The sequence below is a fragment of the Caloramator quimbayensis genome, from assembly GCF_900167605.1.
Lineage (GTDB): Bacteria > Bacillota > Clostridia > Clostridiales > Caloramatoraceae > Caloramator_B > Caloramator_B quimbayensis.
In genome coordinates this window covers 129,189-149,121 of sequence record NZ_FUYH01000002.1, presented here as the reverse complement: position 1 = coordinate 149,121, position 19,933 = coordinate 129,189, and the positions used below count along the sequence as shown (strand labels likewise).

The following is a 19,933-nucleotide window of genomic DNA, read 5'->3' as shown; positions in this document are numbered from 1 at the left end:
CACAATTAGATTTTACACTATTTTAGTTTTTTTATCCACTAAAAAATAGCCCTTGATTTTCCAAGGGCTATTTTGGGTTAATATATAATATTATCTGCGCGCTCTGACATAATCTTAGCTGCCTGTTTAATATTATCTTTGCCTAAAATACATGAAACTACCGCAATTCCATCTATTTTTGCGGCTTTTAAAAGCACTGCATTGTTTTCATTTATTCCCCCAATTGCAACAACAGGAATAGACACGCTTTCTTTAATTTCTTTTAAACGCTCAATCGAAACTGCGTCTGCATCTTTTTTGGTGCTTGTTGGGAAAACAGCCCCAACGCCAATATAATCTGCTCCATCTTTCTCTGCTTTTCTTGCTTCATCAACACTGCAAACAGAAACTCCAAGTATTTTATCTTTTCCAATAAGTTTTCTTGCAATATCTGCAGGCATGTCTTTTTGCCCAACGTGAAGCCCTGCAGCATCTATTGAAAGAGCTATATCAAGCCTGTCATTTATAATTAAAGGTATGTCATATTTATCAGTAATTTTTTTAATATTTAAAGCTATATTATAAAATTCTCGGGTTGATATATCCTTTTCCCGAAGCTGGACTAAAGTTACTCCTCCTAATATAGCCTGCTCAACAGCCTTTGAAAAATCATTATTTTTTAATATATTTCTATCAGTAACAAGATAAAGCTTATAATTAACATTATTCTTCATAAACTTTCCCTCTTTGTATTATTTCTTCCTTTGATAATTTATAAATTGAATCTATTAAATATGTTTTAAAGCTACCTGTTCCTTCATCATTTTTATTCATTTTTTCAAAGGCCTTTTCACCAGCGATGCCCATAGACACAATACCGGATAAAGCAGCTAAAAGATAATTATCTGCTGCTCCAAGGTATGAACCGATAAGAGAAGTGCACATACAGCCTGTTCCTGTTATTTTAGACATTATTTTATGACCATTTGTAACGGAATAAATAGTTTTCCCGTCTGTTATTATATCTGTTGCCCCAGTTATTGCACATATGGTATTGAATTTCTTTGCAAAATTTCTTGCAATTTCTTTTATTTCAGTAAGTTCATCCCTACTTGATGAAATCGGCTCTGAGGCATCAACGCCTTTTGTCTGTGTCTCTAATCCGTATAGGGTTTTAATCTCTGAAATATTTCCCCTTACAACAGATAGTTTAATTTCATCAATTATTCTATTAGCATTTTCTGTTCTGTATTTTGTAGCTCCTGCACCAACAGGATCAAGTATAATTGGGATATTAAGTTCATTTGCCCTTTTACCGGCTTCAATCATAGATTCAACAGTTCTTTTATTTAATGTTCCAATATTTAATATAAGAGAGGATGCAAGGGATACCATATCTTTGACTTCATTTATATCATCTGCCATAACCGGCGATGCTCCGATTGCAAGGGTAATATTTGCGCAGTCATTTACAGTTACATAATTCGTTATATTATGTATTAGAGGATTTTTTTCTCTTAAGCTGCATAATAATTCTCCGATTTTTTTACAAGTTTCCATTTGTTAATCCACCTCCAGGTAATTGTATAAATAATGCTTGTAGTTATCATTGCTGGAACTGTTGCTCCAAATAATAAATCAAGTTTAATGAAGCTGTAATATAAAGCAACACCTATTGCCCATACTATAAATGCTCCTAAGTTAATAAGAACATCACTCTTATTTTTATTGTTTTTCTTTATAATAAAATAGTCAGTTATAAGAATTGCAAACAAAGGTGCAAACACTGAACCTATTGCATATAAAAAGCTTTCATAGTTTGCAATTGGAAAAACTGCAGCGATTACAGTTCCAATTACCGTCATTAATATTCCTATATTTTTTTCACTTTGTTTTGGCATTATGTTTAAAAAGGAAACCCCTGCTGAGTAAACATCTAAAAAAGTAGTTGTAACTGTTGAAAGCACTACTATGCCAAGTGCAGTTATTCCAAGATTTGCAGCAAGCATCATAGCTGAAGGATCTGGGTTGTTTGATACTATAGCTGCACCAAGTCCAATAATATACATCCATGAACTTCCTAAAAAGTATCCTAAAAAGCTTCCTAAAGCTCCTTCTTTTTCACTCTTTGCAAATCTTGTATAGTCTGCAATAAGAGGAAGCCAAGAAAGAGGCATAATTACATTAAGTTCAAGAGCCCCGCCGACAGATATGCTGCCGCTTCCTGCTCTATCAAACAAAGTTTTATCTTTAAATATTACAGTACCTAAAACAATCGTCAGTGCAAAGAGCAAAAATACAGCAATACTATTCAGCTTTTTCATACCATCCTTCCCATACCAAATCCAAAGTGCAACAAGTACTCCAACTAAAACAATGCTGAATAAAACATTGTCAAAGCTCCATAAACTCTTTGCTATAAGGTTTATTGAATCTGCTGCAGATTTTATCATAACCGCTGTCCAGCCTATGAGCTGAAGTACGTTTAAAATCGAGAATAAATATACTCCGTATTTCCCAAAGGATATATTTGTTGAAGTTATTGCTGGAACCTTTTCTCTTGTTCCAATTATTCCTCCCAAAACAAGCACTAAAGTTCCAATCAAATGCCCAGCTAAAATTACAATAACACCGGTTTTAAAACCAAGAGGTGCAATCAAACCTCCAGTTAATATTTCTGCAATTGAAACTGCCGCTCCAAACCATAAAAGTAAAAACGTCCAAAAACCAAGCTTTTCGTTATCTTTAGTCATTTAAAATCCCTCCAGCCTTATATAGCATATAAAAATGATTAGTTGGTCCAACTCCATGCCCTATATCAAGGGAATGCTTTATAGCTGTTGTTATGTATTCCTTTGCTCTTTTTACAGCATCTTTAATTTCAAATCCGAGGGCTAAATTAGCCGTTATTGCAGATGATAATGTGCAGCCTGTTCCATGTGTATTTTTTGTATTAATTCTCTCGGTGCTGTAATGAAAAATATTTTCTCCATCAAATAAAACATCAACCGCTTCTCCTTTAATATGTCCTCCCTTTAAAAGAACACTTTTACATCCAAGTTTATATATTTCTTTCGCAGCTTCTTCCATTTCACTTACTGTCTCAATTTTTATATTTTCATTATTTACTTCATTAAGTATTTCTTCAGCCTCAGGAATATTTGGAGTAATAATTGATGATAGGGGAATAAGCCTGTTTATAAGTGCAGTTTTTGACTCAGGTTTTAACAGAGAATATCCGCTTTTTGAAATCATAACCGGGTCTAAAACAAGATTCTCAGGATTATACTGCCTTATCTTTTCACTAATTGCTTCAATTGTTGAAATTCTTGAAACCATGCCTATTTTAACCGCATCAACCTTAATATCAGTAAAAACTGCATCAATCTGGGCTTTAATAATTTTCTCATCAATATCCTGTACTGCAAAAACGCCCTGTGTATTTTGTGCTGTTACTGCTGTAATCACGCTCATTCCATATACTCCGTTTGCACTGAATGTTTTTAAATCTGCCTGTATTCCTGCACCGCCGCAGCTGTCTGATCCTGCAATTGTTAATGCCTTTTTCATATTTTCCCTCCTTCTTAATACAAAAAAAACACAAACCCATAGGATTTGTGTTTAAATCAAAAATTTACAAACATCTTCCTACGCTGGAATTATCCAGTTCAGGTTCATAGGGTCAAAGAATTATGGTTCTTACTCTCAGCCGGCCTACCCAGCTCCCCCGTGTTTTGTTCTATTAAAATTTACATGATAATCATAACACACAAATTATTCTTTGCAAATCATTTTTGATTATTATTTTTAAAAAAATTTATACAAAGCTTCTTGAAATATGTTTATAAAGATGTTATTATTTAATTGAAAATGATTTTCATTACGAGGTGATAGATATGTGCATTTGTGATTTAACTGTTGGAAAGAAAGGTTATATCTGCGATATACAGGGCAACGAGCTTTTGGCTAAAAGACTTTTATCCCTTGGAGCAACCTATGGGACAGAGGTTTATATTAAAAATTACGCTCCCCTTGGCGATCCTATAATAATCAGTTTTAGAGGTTTTGACCTTGCAATTCGAAAAAAAGATGCAAAATATATATTTGTAAAGGAGGCATAAAATGACTATTGCTGCACTGCTTGGTAATCCTAACGTTGGAAAGACAACCCTTTTTAATGCCCTTACAGGTTCAAATCAATACGTTGGAAATTGGCCTGGGGTTACAGTTGAAAAAAAGGAGGGCTATATTGATAAATCAATAAAAATAGTTGACCTCCCTGGAATTTACGCCCTTGATACTTACTCTAACGAAGAGAAAATATCTAAGAATTTTCTTTTAAATGAGAATGTAGATGTAATAATAAACATAGTTGACGCTTCAAATTTAAGCAGAAATCTTTATCTTACTATGCAGCTGAAGCAGTTTAAAAAGCCTATCGTTCTCATTTTAAACATGATAGACGTTGCAGAATTTAAAGGAATAAATATTGATTTTAATAAGCTTTCAAAGGAGCTGAATGTTACGGTAATACCCATATCTGCCTCAAAGGGTAAAGGAATAGATAAAGTAAAGATGCTGCTAATGAGCAGTAATTTTTTAAAACATTTAGATGATAATGATTATCATTTTAACTCAGAGCAGGATACTTATGAATATATAGAGAGCATTCTTAAAAAATGCATAACCTACAGCAAAAAAAATATAGTAACTCCTACAGAAAAAATAGATAAAATTGTTCTTAATAAATTTTGGGCCTACCCCATATTTTTAACTTGCCTTTATTTTATTTTTAAATTTACCTTCAGCTATGTGGGGCAGCCCATGTCCGATTTTTTAGATTCATCTTTAAATGATTATTTAGTACCTATTGTTGAAAATTTATTAAGCAGCAGCAGTCCTTGGTTTAAGTCTTTAATAATCGATGGTGTTATTGGAGGGGTTGGCTCGGTTGTTGTTTTCCTTCCGGTTATACTATCTTTATTCCTTGGAATAAGCTTTTTAGAGGACAGCGGATACATGGCAAGGGCCGCATTTATAATGGATAAACTTATGAGAAAGATGGGACTCTCGGGAAAGGCCTTTATACCAATGATAGTCGGGTTTGGATGCAGCGTGCCTGGTATTATGTCTGCAAGAACATTAGAGAGCGAGAAGGATAGAAGGCTTACTGCCCTTTTAGTTCCCCTTATGTCCTGCAATGCAAGGCTTCCGGTTTATGCTCTCTTTGCTTCAATATTTTTCCCCAAAAATCAAACTTTAGTTGTATTTTCACTTTATATTCTCGGAATACTTCTTGCCTTTTTAGTCGGCCTTATTTTTAAAAACACGCTCTTTAAAAAGGATGAAGAACCCTTTGTAATCGAGCTTCCTGAATATAAAATGCCTGAGATGAGAAGCCTTTTTATTCATACATGGGATAAGGGAAAGGGATTTTTAAAGAAAGCTGGGACAATCATATTTTCAATTTCAGTAATAGTATGGTTTTTATCTAATTTCAATTTCAACGGAATGACTGATATCAATTCAAGCTTTTTATCTAATATTGGAAGGTTTATAAATCCAATATTTATACCCCTTGGCTTTGGAAAGTGGCAAAACTCGGTATCCCTTTTAACAGGGCTTATGGCTAAGGAAGTAGTTGTTGGCACAATGGGTGTAATTTATGGAGGAGATTTGTCTCAAGCGCTTAAAACAGCTTTTACCCCTCTTTCAGCCTACAGCTTTTTAGTGTTTGTACTTTTATACACCCCCTGCGTTTCGGTAATTGCCACTATGAAAAAGGAGTATGGATTAAAGATGACTGCTTTTTCTATATCCTATCAGCTAATCTTAGCATGGATAGTTTCGTTTATAGTATATAATGCAGGAAAATTAGTTTTTTAAATTAAATTCAGGCTTTTCATCTAATATTTTGCTCAGTATTTTTCAAGTTTAATATATGTAATTTAAACGTTTCTAAACTCAACCTATACAAAAAAAGCGCATAAAAGTATAATTTTTTATATTTTTATAGGTTCAGCCTAATATGAATTTATATTGATTTTATAAGCAACTGCTTTTAAAAAGTAGAAACATAAATTTTAATATTACTTTATGCCTTAGGGCGAAAGGATGGAGATATATATGGTTGAAATTATTATAACATCGCTTATTGCTGCAGCAGCTTTGTATTTTCTATACAAAAGCATCAAGAAAAAGGCATCCGGCAAATGCGATTGTTCAAGCTGCAGCTCCCATTGCAGCAAGTACAATACAAAGTAGATGTTAAGATTTTTATTGATATGCACCTAATGCAGGCGGTTTGATGTTTTAACTGCTTACACTGGGTGCATGTTTTTATAGGCAAGTTAGGGTACGGTTAGTATGAAAATGTCCCTTTACAAAATAGGAAGAAAGTACAAGCCGAGGGACGGTTACTTATTATAGATACTTTTTGTGATAATCAATACAAGCCGAGGGACGGTTACTTATTTTATACACAATATCTACAAAATTAGGAGACAGGCATAAAATATTATTGTAATTTAATATAATAAGTAACCGTCCCCCTTGCACCCCTTGCAACATTTGATAAGCTTAAAACTTTTTTATTCCGTTTCTGAGGCTATCTTTTAGTCATGACCTGTTACTTATTTCATAAAGTTTAACTTAAAATATGCCTGTCCAAAATATACCAACACATTCTTTATGGCTGCTCATCAGATTTACTATATAAGTAATTTTTAATAGATGATTTTTTGACTTCAAAAGATAATAAATTAATCTATATTTTTTCAAAAACATGTTGCATATTTATTTAATTTAATGTATAATTATTTCAAAGAAAAGCAAATCTATATATGAAAAGGCAAACCAATTTTATATAAATATTTATTTGGAGGTGTTATTATGACAGCATATAAATTAGCCTCAGAAGTTGAAAAAGTAAAAGGAAAGGTAGCAATTATAGTTAACGAAAGCGATGTCCTTTCTGCACTTTGTACTATAAAAGGCATAAGAGATTCTGAAATAGATTTGTATATAAATACATCAAGAGGATGCACAATTATAAATGACATAAAGGACAAAATTGATAATATAGAAAGTACAGTTAATACAGTATTAAACTACAGCGTAGATAAAGTGCTAAATCCCTTCGATTACAACGCTGTAATTAGCTTAGGCAATATCAATAACATAGATAAAATAATTGATATATGCAAAAAATATGCAACCCCAATTATATCCAATATTAACACACCCCTATTAAAAACCGCATAACCCCCTATTCAAGGTGAGATATTCTCACCTTCTTTTTTATTAAAATTTAGGAGCGCCAATACCATAAGTAGCACCCTTCCCCTTTTTGTTAAAGCTAAAATTGTACTTATTTTATCTAATTGCAGTCATCTTAATCTATTCTTGTGATATATGTAAAATAAGTAACAGTGCATGACTAAAAAATAGCCACAACGACGGAATGAAAAAGTTTGTCACTTGTCAACTGGGTGGCACTTTTTTTGATAAGAACTTTTATTGAATCTAATATGTGGTTTCTCGACTGAGGATCGATTCCAACCGTAGGCTCATCCATTATAATAAGCTTTGGTCTGTGGGTTATTGCACAGGCAATATTCAGCCTTCTTTTCATACCTCCAGAAAATTTTACAGGATATTCCTTTCTCTTATCCCAAAGGCCTACGAAGTTAAGTGCCTCTTCAACTCTTTCTTTTAAAAGCGTCCCAGATAAACCATAGAGCCTTGCAAAATATTTTACATTTTCATAGGCAGTTAAATCCTCAAACAGAGCTATATCCTGCGGCACTATACCATATTCTTTTTAATTTCAATCTCGTCATCTTTAATGCTTTTACCAAATACCTTTATCTCCCCTTTATCAATTCTGCAAAGCCCAGCTATTGTATTTATAATCGTTGTTTTTCCTGCGCCGTTAGGTCCTAAAAGCCCGAATATCTCCCCTTCTTTAATGCTCATACTAACATTATCAACAGCAAGTACATTCCCATATCTTTTTATAAGGTTTTTAATTTCAACAACCATACTAATCCTCCCATAATTTTCTTAATTATATAATATAAACTTTAAAGGGTTGTAAATAGTGATTTTAAGAACAAATTAATATGACAATTGTCATAAAAAGTTGATTGGTCAGCAGCTTATAAAAACTTGCACAACCATAGGTACGGTTAATGTAAAAAAAGTATTGACATTGTTAATATTCTGAATTAAAATAGTTCCAATAAAAGCGATGACAAGGAAGAAGTAGAAACTGTTCAATCCTTAAAGAGAGTTGCCGGCTGGTGGAAGGTAACAGGAATACAGTTTTGAATACATCCTTAAAGCTGCTCATCAAAAGGATTTAATACTTTTAAAAGTCCGAGTAGGCTGAGCCGGCTGCCTGCACCCGTTACAGTGCTAGAGTATAACTGCATCTGTAGCGTACTTGATAAGGTTGATATCGTGAGGTATCAATAAATAAAGGTGGTAACACGGAGAATATCCGTCCTTTGAGCATTCAAAGGACGGTTTTTTTATACCTTGAAAGGAGTTGGTTTTATGGATCCTTATTATTATTCAAAGAAAAAGCTTATATTTAAAATTAAAAATCATTTCTATTAGGATGGAGGAATATTATGTCAAATATTAAATTTTTTAGTAATGAAGAAATACCCCTTGAAATGCATAAGGTTAGAATAGTTCAAAAGCTCTCTTTAAAACCTATTGAAAGAAGGCTTGAAGCTATAAACGAAGCTGGAAACAATACTTTTCTTTTAAAAAATAAAGATATATTTTTGGATATGCTGACAGACAGCGGCGTTAACGCCATGAGCGACAGGCAACAGGCTGCCATGCTTATTGCCGATGACAGCTATGCAGGGAGTGAAACCTTTACAAGGCTTGAAAATAAGATAAAAGAGATATTCAACATGGAGTTTTTTCTTCCTGCCCATCAGGGAAGAGCCTGTGAAAACATTATATCAAAGGTTCTTGTTAAGGAAGGTCAAATCGTCCCTATGAACTACCACTTTACTACCACAAAATCCCATATAACCGTAAATGGAGGTACTGTTGAGGAGATTTTTACCGATGAAGCTTTAAAAATAAACAGCACCAATCCCTTTAAAGGGAATATAGATACTGATAAATTAAAATCCCTTATCGCTAAACACGGCACAGAAAAAATAGCCTTTGTAAGGCTTGAAGCTGGAACTAACCTTATAGGAGGCCAGCCCTTCTCCCTTAAAAATCTTATTGAAGTCAGCAGAATATGTAAAGATAACAACATAATTCTAATACTCGATGCAAGCCTTTTATCCGATAATCTCTATTTTATAAAAAGCCGCGAAGAGGAATTTAAGAATTTAAGCATAAGAGAGATAACCCTAAAGATTGCCTCCCTTTGCGATGTTATTTATTTTTCTGCAAGAAAGCTCGGATGCGTCAGAGGAGGAGGAATATGCACAAACAATTCAGCACTCTTTGAAAGGATGAAGGAGATTCTCCCTCTTTATGAAGGATTTTTAACCTATGGAGGAATGTCAGTCAGAGAAATGGAGGCCTTAACCGTAGGACTTGATGAGACTATGGATGAAGATATGATAAATCAAGGGCCTATATTTATTGAATATATGGTAAATGAGCTCAGCAAAAAAGGAATCCCCGTTGTCACTCCTGCCGGAGGGCTTGGCTGCCATATAGATGCAATGCGGTTTTTAAGCCACATACCTCAAACTCAATACCCTGCCGGCGCTCTTGCTGCTGCACTTTACATTGTTAGTGGCGTCAGGGGAATGGAAAGAGGAACACTTTCAGAGCAGAGAAATCCCGATGGAAGCGAAGTTTTATCCAACATGGAGCTTTTAAGGCTTGCACTTCCAAGAAGAGTTTTTACACTTTCACAGGTTAAATATGCTATAGACAGAATTCAGTGGTTATTTGAAAACCGTGAACTTGTAGAGGGTTTAACCTTTGTAGATGAGCCTAAAATTCTTAGATTCTTCTTTGGGAAGCTAAAGCCTGTCTCCCCTTGGCAGGAAAGGCTTACTGAAAAGTTTAGAAAAGATTTTTGGGACAGCCTGTAAAAGTGCCTCCAGTTAGTAAATTGAGTTTGCCGCCTATCTACTGCTATAATATTTCCAATAGGTCTATATAAAACATTCTCCGGTGGTTGGCACCGGAGAATGAAGAAAGCACTCTTTCAAAAAAATATAAAGGACGGGTATCCGTCCTTTATATATCTAAATAATACGAGAGGGAGTTGTAAAACAATGGCAGGTCATTTCTTTTAACGTCAACTGCTCTAAGATAGATTTTAAGGGTATCTATGCAGGTAAACAGAGGAATTTTAAGCTCAACGCATCTTTTTCTTAGCCTATATCCCCTGCTGTTTTTAATATGCCCCGTATCGGGAGTATTTATTACTAAATCTATCTCTCCCTTTGAGAGCATTTCATAAACTTCTTCAAAGGAAACCTCACTGCACTTTACATCATTTTCCTTCAAAGTCTTTGCTGTACCCTTTGAAGCTAATATTTTAAACCCTCTATTGCAGTACTCTTTAATAATCTCAGCTCCCTCCTCTTTATCATAATCCTTAAGGGAAACATATATAGTACCTTCCTTTAAAACAGGGATTCCTGCCGCTGCAAAGCCTTTATATGCCGCAGCATCAAGACTTTCTCCCACTCCTAAAACTTCTCCCGTTGACTTCATCTCAGGGCCTAAGAATATATCCCCATCGGCTATCTTTTCATTTGAAAAAACAGGGACTTTAACTACAAAGTAGTTTTTGTTTTTCAAAAGCCCTGTGCCGTATTTATTATCCCTTAATTTTTTGCCAAAGGCAGTTTCAACAGACAGCTTTACCATAGGAACTCCTGTAACTTTACTTAAAATTGGAACCGTCCTTGAAGCCCTCGGGTTAACTTCAATTACATAAACATCTTTTCCGTCGTAAACATACTGTATATTTATAAGCCCAACGGTATTTAATCCTAAAGCAATCTTTTTTGTATAATCAGCAAGTTTATTTATAACCTCATCCGGTAGAGTTACAGAAGGATATACAGTTATGCTGTCCCCTGAATGAACCCCTGTTCTTTCAATGTGCTCCATAATACCAGGGATTAAAACATCCTCCCCATCGCAGACAGCATCAACTTCAATCTCAGTTCCTCTTATATATTTATCTACTATAACCTGATATTCTTCAAAAATATTCTCTGCCTGTTTCATGTAATCAATGAGGCTTTCTTCATCATATATTATCCTCATTGCCTTTCCGCCTATTACATAGGAAGGCCTTACAACAACAGGATAACCTATATCCTTTGCTGCTTTTATAACCTGACTTTTTTTCAAAACAGCACAGCCCTTAGGAGTTGGAATGTTTAGATTTTCAAGAAATCCCCTGAATTTGTCCCTATCCTCTGCAATATCTATTGACTCAACGCTTGTGCCAAGAATATTAACTCCCCTGTCCTTTAGCTTTTTAGATAGGTTTATAGCTGTCTGGCCTCCAAGCTGCACAAAAACTCCAATGGGATTTTCCTTTCTTACAACATTTAAAACATCGTCGATATACAATGATTCAAAGTAGAGCTTATCTGCTGTATCAAAATCGGTGCTCACAGTTTCAGGGTTGTTGTTTATTATAATTGCCTCAAAGCCTAAATCCTTTGCCGCCCACACTCCATGGACGCAGCAGTAGTCAAACTCAACCCCCTGCCCTATTCTTATAGGCCCTGAGCCTATTACAACAACCTTTTCTTTATCTGAAATAATGCTCTCATCCTCGCTCTCGTAGCAGGAATAATAGTAGGGGGTTTTTGCCTCAAACTCGCTGCTGCAGGTATCGACCATCTTATAAACAGGGTATATTTTGTTTTCTTTTCTTATGCTGTCAAGTTCCTCCTTTGATGCACCTGTTAAAATGCATATCTCATCATCAGTAAACCCTGTAAGTTCAGCCCTTTTAATTGTATCCTTATCAAGCTTTTTATTAATAAGTTCAAACTCTAAATCAACAATATTTTTAATAGCATTTAAAAACCATCTGTCTATTTTAGTTATTTCATAAAGAGTGTCTATTTTAACTCCAAGCCTTAGTGCCCTCGATACTGCAAATATTCTCTCATCATCGCAAAGCTTTATCTTATCAATTACCTCATCTATATTAAGCTTTTCAATTGAAGGAATTTTAAGCCCTGTTAAATTCCCCTCAAGGCAGGATATGGCTTTAAGTAGAGCGCTTTCAAAGGTTCTGTCTATTGCCATAACCTCACCTGTTGCCTTCATCTGAGTACCAAGGCTTCTTTTAGCAAGGCTGAACTTATCAAATGGCCACTTTGGAATTTTTAAAACTACATAGTCTATAGCAGGCTCAAAGCATGCACTGGAACACTTTGTAACATAGTTTGTAAGCTCATCAAGGCTGTACCCTATGGCAATCTTTGCTGCAATCTTTGCAATTGGGTACCCTGCCGCCTTTGAAGCAAGGGCGCTGGAGCGGCTAACCCTTGGGTTTACCTCAATTACTATATATCTGTCGCTGTTTGGATCAAGGGCGAACTGAACATTGCACCCGCCTTCTATATTAAGGCTCCTTACTATTTTAATAGAAGCGTTTCTAAGCATCTGGTACTGCTTTTCATTTAATGTTTGAGATGGGGCAACAACAATGCTGTCTCCCGTATGAACCCCAACAGGATCTATGTTTTCCATGTTGCATACGATTATGCAGTTGTCCTTTCCATCCCTTATAACTTCATATTCAATCTCCTTCCACCCTGCAACGCTCTGCTCTATTAGGACCTGTCCTATAGGGCTTAATTTTAGCCCCTTTTCACAAACTGCTGCAAGCTCATCAATATCCTTTGCAAAGCCCCCCCCCGTTCCTCCTAAGGTGTAGGCAGGCCTTACTATTAAAGGAAAGCCTAATTCTTTAGAAAGGTTTATGCACTCCTCAATGCTATTTGCAATACCGCTCTCTGGTATAGGCTCATTTATTTCAATCATAAGCTTTTTAAACTCTTCCCTGTCCTCTGCCTTTTTAATAGCTTCCTCCTTAACCCCTAAAAGCTCAATATTAAACTTATCTAAAACACCGCTTTTTTTAAGCTCTATTGAAAGGTTCAGGGCAGTTTGTCCCCCAAAACCTGCAAGTATTCCCTCAGGTCTTTCCTTTTCAATTATTTTCTCAAGGCTCTCTAAATTTAAAGGCTCTATATAAACCTTGTCTGCAATATTGCTGTCTGTCATAATAGTTGCGGGGTTGCTGTTTACAAGAACTATCTCAATCCCCTCTTCTTTAAGTGCCTTACAAGCCTGTGTTCCTGAATAATCAAACTCCGCCGCCTGTCCTATTATTATCGGCCCTGAACCTATAATCATAAGTTTTTTATACTTTTTATTCATTCTTACCCTCCTCCATTAGATACATAAACTCATCGAATAAATATTCACTATCCTTAGGCCCTGGTGCACCCTCTGGATGAAACTGAACAGAAAATATAGGGTAGTATTTATGCTTTAGGCCTTCTACCGTACCATCATTAAGGTTTATGTGGGTTATTAAAAGTTCTGTATCCTTCAGGCTTTTTTCATCAACGGCAAAACCATGGTTTTGAGAAGTTATATAGCACCTGTCCTTATATAAATCCTTAACGCCGTGGTTTCCTCCCCTGTGGCCGTATTTTAGCTTATAGGTGTCTGCCCCAAAGGCAAGGCTTAAAATCTGATGCCCCATGCATATACCAAAGATTGGGGTTTTGCCTATGAGATTTTTAACCGTTTCTATTGCCTCAACTGCACATTTAGGATCCCCTGGACCGTTGCTTAAAAGCACCCCGTCAGGCTTTATGCTTAAAATATCATCTGCACTTGAACTGTAGGGGAAAACAGTAATGCCGCACCCTCTTTCAGAAAGATTTCTTAATATGTTTTTCTTTACACCAAAGTCGAGAACTGCAACTTTTTTGCCTTTTCCTTCTATTTTATATACACTCTTTGTACCAGCATTTTTCATAAAGTCTTCCTTTTCACCTTTAATATCTTTAAAATATTCATCTAACCTTTCATATTTTTGGTTTAAAATTTTTGATAGTTCTTCAAGCAAAGATTCTTTGCTTTGAGCCTTGCTGCTTATTATGCATTTTAAACTGCCGCTGTTTCTTATTTTTCTTGTTATGCTTCTTGTATCAACATCATATATGCCCACTACCTCCATACTCTTCAGCATATCGTCAATTCCCTGCATGGACATATAATTAGAGGGCGTGTTAGAAATAGATTTTACCACAAGCCCCCTCGAAAAACTTTTATATGATTCGCTGAATTTTTCATTAACCCCGTAATTACCAATTAAAGGATAAGTCAAAGCAATAACCTGTCCTGCATAGGATGGATCTGTAAGTATCTCCTGATATCCTGTCATAGAAGTATTAAAAACAAGCTCTCCAAAGGAAGTTCCAACATGTCCAAAGCCTTTACCTTTATAGTAAGTTCCATCTTCAAGATAGAGAATAGCCTCCATTATATACCTCCGTTCATGTATATATATACAATATTTTTTATTATTATACCAATAGTGTTTTAATAAATCAACACAAAAAATTAATTTTATTCGTATTTATTGAATAATAATTAAATATATCTGCCTTTAGCTCATTATTATTCGCATTATTAAGACTGTTTATTTATATTTATGCTATGAGATAAGGTTTAGGCGGGGGACAGGCAGAGGGACGGTTACTTACTATATTAAATACCCATAATATTTTAGACATGTCCCCCTAATTTTGCATATATTGTATATGAAATAAGTAACCGCCCCTTCCCTTGTACTTTTTTCCTTATTTATAAAGTAATATTTTCACACTAACCGTCCTCCGGCTTGTGTTTCTTTTCCATTCTCCTTATCCGGTACCTGGCACTAAATTGAACAGCCACCAGTTTACAGCAAATTCTTGTCTTATTGTATTATTTGTATTATAATGTATAATACAAATATGCAAAGAGGTGTTAATATGAAAATAAAGCTTGATATGAGCAGCAGCATACCCATTTATGTGCAGCTTAGAAATCAAATAGTAATGGGGATTGCAAAGGGCGAGCTGCAGGTTGGGGATTATCTTCCCACAGTACGCCAGATGGCTCAGGATTCAGGAATTAACGTTATGACTGTAAATAAGGCCTACAGCATATTAAAAAGCGAAGGATTTATTGAAATAGACAGAAGGTTCGGCGCTAAAATATGCCCAAGAAAGGATTCTTCATTTGAATTTAGGGAAAAGCTTGAGGAAGAATTGTCACTTATAATCGCAGAGTCTGAATTAAAGGGAATTGATAAAAATGATTTTTTTGAAATGTGCAAAAGCATCTACGACAGAATTAACATAGTAAGTGTTAAAGGGTGTGAAGTGTGATGTTTATTTTTATAATTCTTTTTGTATTTTTTATTATGACAATATCTCTCTATGCAACATATATGGATGGGACAAAGCCAAAGGGAAATATAGTCCTTGGGGTTACTCTGCCCTATCAGAATCTTAAAGACGATGCTGTTAAAAAAATACTAATGGAATATAAAAGGGATATTAATATTTTATCAGGGATTTTATTTAGTTCTTCTTTCATTACTCTACTTTTTCAAAACTACCCTTCTTTAATTATTATTTACATGTTTGTTTGGTTTACATTATTCTTTTATCTTGGGAATTCTATATATATGAAAAATTTTAGAAAGCTTTATAAACTTAAAAAAGTAAATGGCTGGTTTTTCGGTTCAACGCATATCATAACTATTGATACTGAGGTTTCAAGGCTTAAGGATAAAATGCCAGTATCAAAGCTCTACTTTATACCAACTTTTATAATAAGTCTTATGCCCTTTATAATAGCTTTATTTTTAAAGGTTGAATTTAAATTCTATTATATCTTCTATTTTTTAATTTCAGTCCTTACTCACCTTTTACTCTTATATCTTTATAATCTATTTACATCTAAAAAGTCTGATGTATTTAGTGAGGATACAAAGGTAAATCTATACTGCAACTATGTTTACAAAAGGTACTATTCTATATGCTATATTTTATTAGCTTTTATCGAGAGCCTTTGCTTAATGTTTATATTTTTAAACATTTTAAAGATATATATTAATCCGATAGTTTTAACTGCAGTAGTTGTTGTATCCACGCTTTTCAGCACAGCGCTTATTATATACACTCAAAACAAAATAAAAAATATGCAAAACAGAATTTTAAGTATATCAGATAATCCTCTAATTGTAGATAATGATGAGTATTGGGAACGGGGATATTATTACAATCCGAATGACAGCAATTTAATGGTTGAAAAGCGTATAGGATATGGTTTAACCATTAATATGGCCCACAGATGGGGAAAGATAATAACATTTTTAACCTTTTCCTTTATAGCTGCTGTAATTATACCTTTATCAATTATGTTTATAAAATTTGATACGGCTAATTTTTCTATGAAAATCACTGGGGATGATGTTAAAATCTCTGCCCCGGTATACGGATACAGCTTTAGAATAAGCGAAATTGAAAAGGTTGAGATTATAGACAAAATGCCTTCTAAATTTAAAACTAACGGTGTAGCAACCAGTATTTATTGCCTTGGTAATTTTAACGTTGAGGGTTACGGCCCTTCTAAACTTTTTATATATAATAAGGTACCACCCTTTATTGCTATAAAGCTAAAGGATAGGTTCGTTTTTTTAAACAGTAAAGATAAGGATATAACTTTAAAGTATTATAGGGAGCTTATAGATAAGGCAAGAACTATAAAGCTTCAGGAAAATTCCTGAGGCTTTTTTGTTTAATGTTAGTCAAATTTTCATAAAAGCACTAAGTTTATGACATAGAAACCACTACTAAACAAAATATTTACTCTATGGACAGGCAGAGGGACGGTTACTTATTTCATGCAAAAATAAAAAAACTGCCCTAAAAGGTTTGTCACTTGTAAATTGGGTGGCACTCAAAGAAAAGTTAAACAGCATCAAGCAAATCATAGAGCCTGTCTATAGTATAATCAGGGCCGTATTTTAAAAGCTCCTCTAAGGGAAGGGCTGTGTACTTCTCAAGGCAGGTTAATGCTCCTGCGTTTTTGCCGCAAAGTATGTCAAAGGAAGTATCCCCCACATATATGGCTTCGTTAGGGCTTATGTTTAAAATCTCGCAGGCCTTTAAAACTGGCTCCCCGTGGGGCTTGTGCTTTTGCGTATCCTCACAGGTTATAAAAACATCGAGGGGCTCAGTTATGCCTGTTATATTAAGCCCTCTTTGTGCTATTACTCTTCTTTTTGACGTTACTATTCCAACTTTAAGTCCCTTTTCTTTAAGGGCCTTTAATGTTTCGTTTACCCCTTCAAAGGCTTGTACCATATCATCATGTCTCGACTCGTTATATTCTATATATGTTTTAAACATCTCCTGAGCTTTTAGCTTGTCATATCTTGAAAGGGTTGTTATAAGAGGCTCGCCGAAGTATTTTTTAATATCTTCCTCATTAACATCTAAATTAAGGTGCTTTTTATAGGTATGCTTGTAGGATTCTATTATCAGTCTGTTTGTATCCACAAGGGTACCGTCAAAATCAAACAAAACCGCCTTTATCAATGCTTTAACCTCCATATCTTTGTTTTTAATATTAATGACTTTTGAGAATGCTTTATTTTGTATAAATTTTAAAATACATTATAATCCATTTCTTTAATTTTTAAATCAGAGAACTATTATATGATACATTTTTTATTCTACTATATATTATAAATGCTGCATTATCAAGGGGAAGTTGTCCCATTTAATGCTGCATATAATTTCATATATTTTTAATTTTAATTTTAAGATTGTTTCTTTCTTATTCATAACGTTATCATCCCGCCGCAACCCATCTTAATTATACCTAAGAAGTTATCATTAATGTGGGGAAGTTTTTAACCAAAATTGGGGTTCGTTTTTAGTCTAACATAAACATAAAAACAGCAAAAAAATTTTAATTCGTTTTTTAAACTCAAAAATAAATATTCTATACTTTATTTATTCGTAAACTGACCAGTTTATAAAGCCGCTGCTTCGTGGCAACATAAAAATCTTATAAAGTAAAGATAAACTTTTCCTCTCAGCAAATTACTAACTCTAAAGTTAGTAACTTTAGAGTTAGTATATTAGAAGTATATCAAATTTTCAAGATTTTAATACCATTTTTAATGTGAAATATTGATTTTTTGCAGGAGATAAAATTGAGGGATATATTTGAAGTGTTTTATGAACAGGCCGTGGGACAGTTAGTGTGAAAAAGTTTGTCACTTGTCAATTGGGTGGCACTTTTTCCCTAAAGAACGTTCAAATCAAACAAAAGCATATTATCATTATCCCGTGCAAATCTTATAACATCCTCACTAAAACCACTCTTTGAAAAGAAAGCATAATATTTATTTTTATAATCCAAAATTCTGCTCTTTTCAAAAAGTGAATTTACAACAGTCATATTCAAAGGCTCATTTCTCCATTTGCACTCTCCAAATATGGCATTATCCCTGCTTACAGCAAGAATATCTATTTCCTCTTCCCTTTTTTTTAAAGGATTGTTTCCCCACCATCTTCCAATATCCTCAAATACAAAAGGAAGCTTCATATCTTTATTAAGATTTTTCAGATGCTGAATGCATATTTCTTCAAACACAGAAGAAATATAATCATTAAAATATAGTTCTATTTTATTATCATACACATATTCTACAAGTCCTTGCTCAATCAAGCTATAATTAGTAAAAACAAATCTGTACCAAAACTTAAAAAGATTGTCCTTTAAATTGTATATGGTTTTTCTTTTTTGATTCTTCTCGCTGCAGGGAAGTTCTTTTTTTACAATATCAAGTTCAATTAATGTATTAATATACTTAGCACATTTATCAGTGCTTTCACCTATTTTAGTTGATATTTCGTTTAATTTAGAACACCCTAAGGCAATAGCTTCAATTATTGAATTATACAAAGCAGGTTCCCTTAACTCCTGTTTTAAAAGATTTTTTGGCTCTTCATAAAGATAAGAATATTTATTTAGCAGATTTTCAATAACATTTTCCTTTATACTCTTGCTATCATCAAATTTCAAAAGATATTGGGGGATTCCACCTAATATGCTGTAGGATTTTATTTTATCTTCAACTCTATAATTATTAAAAAACTTTTTACTATCAAAATAATCAAAGGGCTCTATCTTAAACTGAGCTGTTCTTCTTCCATATAGCGGGCTTTTATAGCTTAATACTTCCTTTTCCATAAAGCTCAAAGAAGACCCACAAATTATTAAAAACAATTTAGTGTTTATAAGTTTGTGATCTATTATATTTTGCAATATTGAAGGGATACTTTTGTTTGATGATACTATATAAGGAAATTCATCAATTACAACAACAAGCCTTTCCTTTTCCGTTTGTTTTCCTAAAAAACTAAAAGCCTTCTCATAAGATTCAAAATTGCCCATATAATCTTTTAAATCAAAGTAAGTCAATATCTTATCTGAAAAATTTTCAAGGGCTATCTTATCATTATATTCCTCAGCCACAAAGAAAATATTAGGCTTATCTTTGCAAAATTCATTAATCAGAGTTGTCTTGCCTACTCTTCTTCTACCATAAATAACAACAAATTGAAACTTGTCCTGATTATACAGTTTATTAAGTTCATCTAATTCATACTCTCTGCCAATAAACATATTAACCTCCAAAAAATCTTATAAAGTAAAGATAAACTTTTCCTCTCAGCAAATTACTAACTCTAAAGTTACTAACTCCAAAGTTAGTAACTTTAGAGTTAGTATATTATAAGTATATCAAATTTTCAAGATTTTAATACCATTTTTAATGTGAAATATTGATTTTTTGCAGGAGATAAAATTGAGGGAAATATTTGAAGTGTTT

General features: G+C 33.9%; 15 protein-coding genes, 1 pseudogene, 1 riboswitch and 1 other annotated feature. Of the genes and pseudogenes, 7 read left to right on the top strand and 9 right to left on the bottom strand.

The window, feature by feature from the left end; translation table 11 throughout:
* Positions 1-77: 77 nt before the first annotated feature.
* The 4 genes from thiE to thiD are packed head-to-tail and all read right to left on the bottom strand — an operon-like array spanning position 78 to position 3,549.
* Positions 78-713, bottom strand: a complete 636-nt coding sequence (gene thiE, locus B5D15_RS01980) for a thiamine phosphate synthase (RefSeq protein ID WP_078695429.1) — start codon at positions 711-713, stop codon at positions 78-80.
* On the bottom strand, positions 703-1,539 hold the full coding sequence (gene thiM / locus B5D15_RS01975) for a hydroxyethylthiazole kinase (RefSeq protein ID WP_078695428.1): 837 nt from the start codon (positions 1,537-1,539) through the stop codon (positions 703-705). The genes thiE and thiM overlap by 11 nt, the downstream gene beginning before the upstream one ends.
* On the bottom strand, positions 1,497-2,732 hold the full coding sequence (gene cytX, locus B5D15_RS01970) for a putative hydroxymethylpyrimidine transporter CytX (RefSeq protein WP_078695427.1): 1,236 nt from the start codon (positions 2,730-2,732) through the stop codon (positions 1,497-1,499). The genes thiM and cytX overlap by 43 nt, the downstream gene beginning before the upstream one ends.
* Complete coding sequence (gene thiD, locus B5D15_RS01965; protein ID WP_078695426.1) at positions 2,725-3,549, bottom strand: bifunctional hydroxymethylpyrimidine kinase/phosphomethylpyrimidine kinase; 825 nt, start codon at positions 3,547-3,549, stop codon at positions 2,725-2,727. The genes cytX and thiD overlap by 8 nt, the downstream gene beginning before the upstream one ends.
* Positions 3,550-3,606: 57 nt before the next feature.
* Positions 3,607-3,718, bottom strand: a riboswitch (TPP riboswitch).
* Positions 3,719-3,875: 157 nt separating this feature from the next.
* Between thiD and B5D15_RS01960 the strand changes: the two genes are divergently transcribed.
* The 4 genes from B5D15_RS01960 to B5D15_RS01945 all read left to right on the top strand — a co-directional run bounded on the left by B5D15_RS01960 (position 3,876) and on the right by B5D15_RS01945 (position 7,242).
* Complete coding sequence (locus B5D15_RS01960; protein WP_078695425.1) at positions 3,876-4,100, top strand: FeoA family protein; 225 nt, start codon at positions 3,876-3,878, stop codon at positions 4,098-4,100.
* Between the two features lies 1 nt (position 4,101).
* Positions 4,102-5,865, top strand: coding sequence for a ferrous iron transport protein B (gene feoB / locus B5D15_RS01955; protein ID WP_078695424.1), 1,764 nt, complete (start codon positions 4,102-4,104; stop codon positions 5,863-5,865).
* Positions 5,866-6,105: 240 nt separating this feature from the next.
* Positions 6,106-6,243 (top strand): FeoB-associated Cys-rich membrane protein, encoded by a 138-nt coding sequence (locus B5D15_RS01950; RefSeq protein WP_078695423.1) that lies wholly within the window; start codon positions 6,106-6,108, stop codon positions 6,241-6,243.
* Between the two features lie 627 nt (positions 6,244-6,870).
* Positions 6,871-7,242: a hypothetical protein gene (locus B5D15_RS01945; protein WP_078695422.1), complete on the top strand. Its 372-nt coding sequence runs from the start codon at positions 6,871-6,873 to the stop codon at positions 7,240-7,242.
* Between the two features lie 226 nt (positions 7,243-7,468).
* Here the strand turns inward: B5D15_RS01945 and B5D15_RS01940 are convergent.
* Positions 7,469-8,022, bottom strand: a pseudogene (locus B5D15_RS01940) (ABC transporter ATP-binding protein); the annotation flags it as partial.
* A 199-nt stretch (positions 8,023-8,221) separates the two neighbouring features.
* Positions 8,222-8,493, top strand: a binding site (T-box leader).
* A gap of 122 nt (positions 8,494-8,615) precedes the next feature.
* Between B5D15_RS01940 and B5D15_RS01935 the strand changes: the two are divergent.
* Positions 8,616-10,064: a tryptophanase gene (locus tag B5D15_RS01935; RefSeq protein ID WP_078695421.1), complete on the top strand. Its 1,449-nt coding sequence runs from the start codon at positions 8,616-8,618 to the stop codon at positions 10,062-10,064.
* A 148-nt stretch (positions 10,065-10,212) separates the two neighbouring features.
* On the opposite strand, the gene carB is transcribed toward B5D15_RS01935, so the two are convergent.
* Positions 10,213-13,398 carry a carbamoyl-phosphate synthase (glutamine-hydrolyzing) large subunit gene (gene carB, locus B5D15_RS01930; protein WP_078695420.1) on the bottom strand — a complete coding sequence of 1,062 codons (3,186 nt, stop codon included), beginning with the start codon at positions 13,396-13,398 and terminating at the stop codon, positions 10,213-10,215.
* Positions 13,391-14,515 (bottom strand): glutamine-hydrolyzing carbamoyl-phosphate synthase small subunit, encoded by a 1,125-nt coding sequence (gene carA / locus B5D15_RS01925; protein WP_078695419.1) that lies wholly within the window; start codon positions 14,513-14,515, stop codon positions 13,391-13,393. Before carA ends, carB begins: the two co-directional genes overlap by 8 nt.
* A 493-nt stretch (positions 14,516-15,008) precedes the next feature.
* Between carA and B5D15_RS01920 the strand changes: the two genes are divergently transcribed.
* Complete coding sequence (locus tag B5D15_RS01920) at positions 15,009-15,407, top strand: GntR family transcriptional regulator (RefSeq protein WP_078695418.1); 399 nt, start codon at positions 15,009-15,011, stop codon at positions 15,405-15,407.
* On the top strand, positions 15,407-16,813 hold the full coding sequence (locus B5D15_RS01915) for a DUF5808 domain-containing protein (protein WP_078695417.1): 1,407 nt from the start codon (positions 15,407-15,409) through the stop codon (positions 16,811-16,813). The genes B5D15_RS01920 and B5D15_RS01915 overlap by 1 nt, the downstream gene beginning before the upstream one ends.
* 184 nt (positions 16,814-16,997) lie before the next feature.
* Here B5D15_RS01915 and ppaX read toward each other — a convergent pair whose 3' ends face one another.
* Both ppaX and B5D15_RS01905 read right to left on the bottom strand, forming a co-directional pair.
* The gene (ppaX, locus tag B5D15_RS01910) at positions 16,998-17,627 is read right to left on the bottom strand and encodes a pyrophosphatase PpaX (RefSeq protein ID WP_078695416.1); all 630 of its coding nucleotides are present in this window, start codon (positions 17,625-17,627) and stop codon (positions 16,998-17,000) included.
* Between the two features lie 715 nt (positions 17,628-18,342).
* On the bottom strand, positions 18,343-19,728 hold the full coding sequence (locus B5D15_RS01905; RefSeq protein ID WP_078695415.1) for an ATP-binding protein: 1,386 nt from the start codon (positions 19,726-19,728) through the stop codon (positions 18,343-18,345).
* Positions 19,729-19,933: the final 205 nt, after the last annotated feature.

Coding starts and splice junctions, on each gene's coding strand:
- B5D15_RS01950 (WP_078695423.1), top strand. CDS start 6,106: ATGGTTGAAATTATTATAACATCGCTTATTGCTGCAGCAGCTTTGTAT.
- B5D15_RS01935 (WP_078695421.1), top strand. CDS start 8,616: ATGTCAAATATTAAATTTTTTAGTAATGAAGAAATACCCCTTGAAATG.
- B5D15_RS01960 (WP_078695425.1), top strand. CDS start 3,876: ATGTGCATTTGTGATTTAACTGTTGGAAAGAAAGGTTATATCTGCGAT.
- thiM (WP_078695428.1), bottom strand. CDS start 1,539: ATGGAAACTTGTAAAAAAATCGGAGAATTATTATGCAGCTTAAGAGAA.
- B5D15_RS01920 (WP_078695418.1), top strand. CDS start 15,009: ATGAAAATAAAGCTTGATATGAGCAGCAGCATACCCATTTATGTGCAG.
- B5D15_RS01905 (WP_078695415.1), bottom strand. CDS start 19,728: ATGTTTATTGGCAGAGAGTATGAATTAGATGAACTTAATAAACTGTAT.
- B5D15_RS01945 (WP_078695422.1), top strand. CDS start 6,871: ATGACAGCATATAAATTAGCCTCAGAAGTTGAAAAAGTAAAAGGAAAG.
- carB (WP_078695420.1), bottom strand. CDS start 13,398: ATGAATAAAAAGTATAAAAAACTTATGATTATAGGTTCAGGGCCGATA.
- thiE (WP_078695429.1), bottom strand. CDS start 713: ATGAAGAATAATGTTAATTATAAGCTTTATCTTGTTACTGATAGAAAT.
- thiD (WP_078695426.1), bottom strand. CDS start 3,549: ATGAAAAAGGCATTAACAATTGCAGGATCAGACAGCTGCGGCGGTGCA.
- cytX (WP_078695427.1), bottom strand. CDS start 2,732: ATGACTAAAGATAACGAAAAGCTTGGTTTTTGGACGTTTTTACTTTTA.
- feoB (WP_078695424.1), top strand. CDS start 4,102: ATGACTATTGCTGCACTGCTTGGTAATCCTAACGTTGGAAAGACAACC.
- B5D15_RS01915 (WP_078695417.1), top strand. CDS start 15,407: ATGTTTATTTTTATAATTCTTTTTGTATTTTTTATTATGACAATATCT.
- carA (WP_078695419.1), bottom strand. CDS start 14,515: ATGGAGGCTATTCTCTATCTTGAAGATGGAACTTACTATAAAGGTAAA.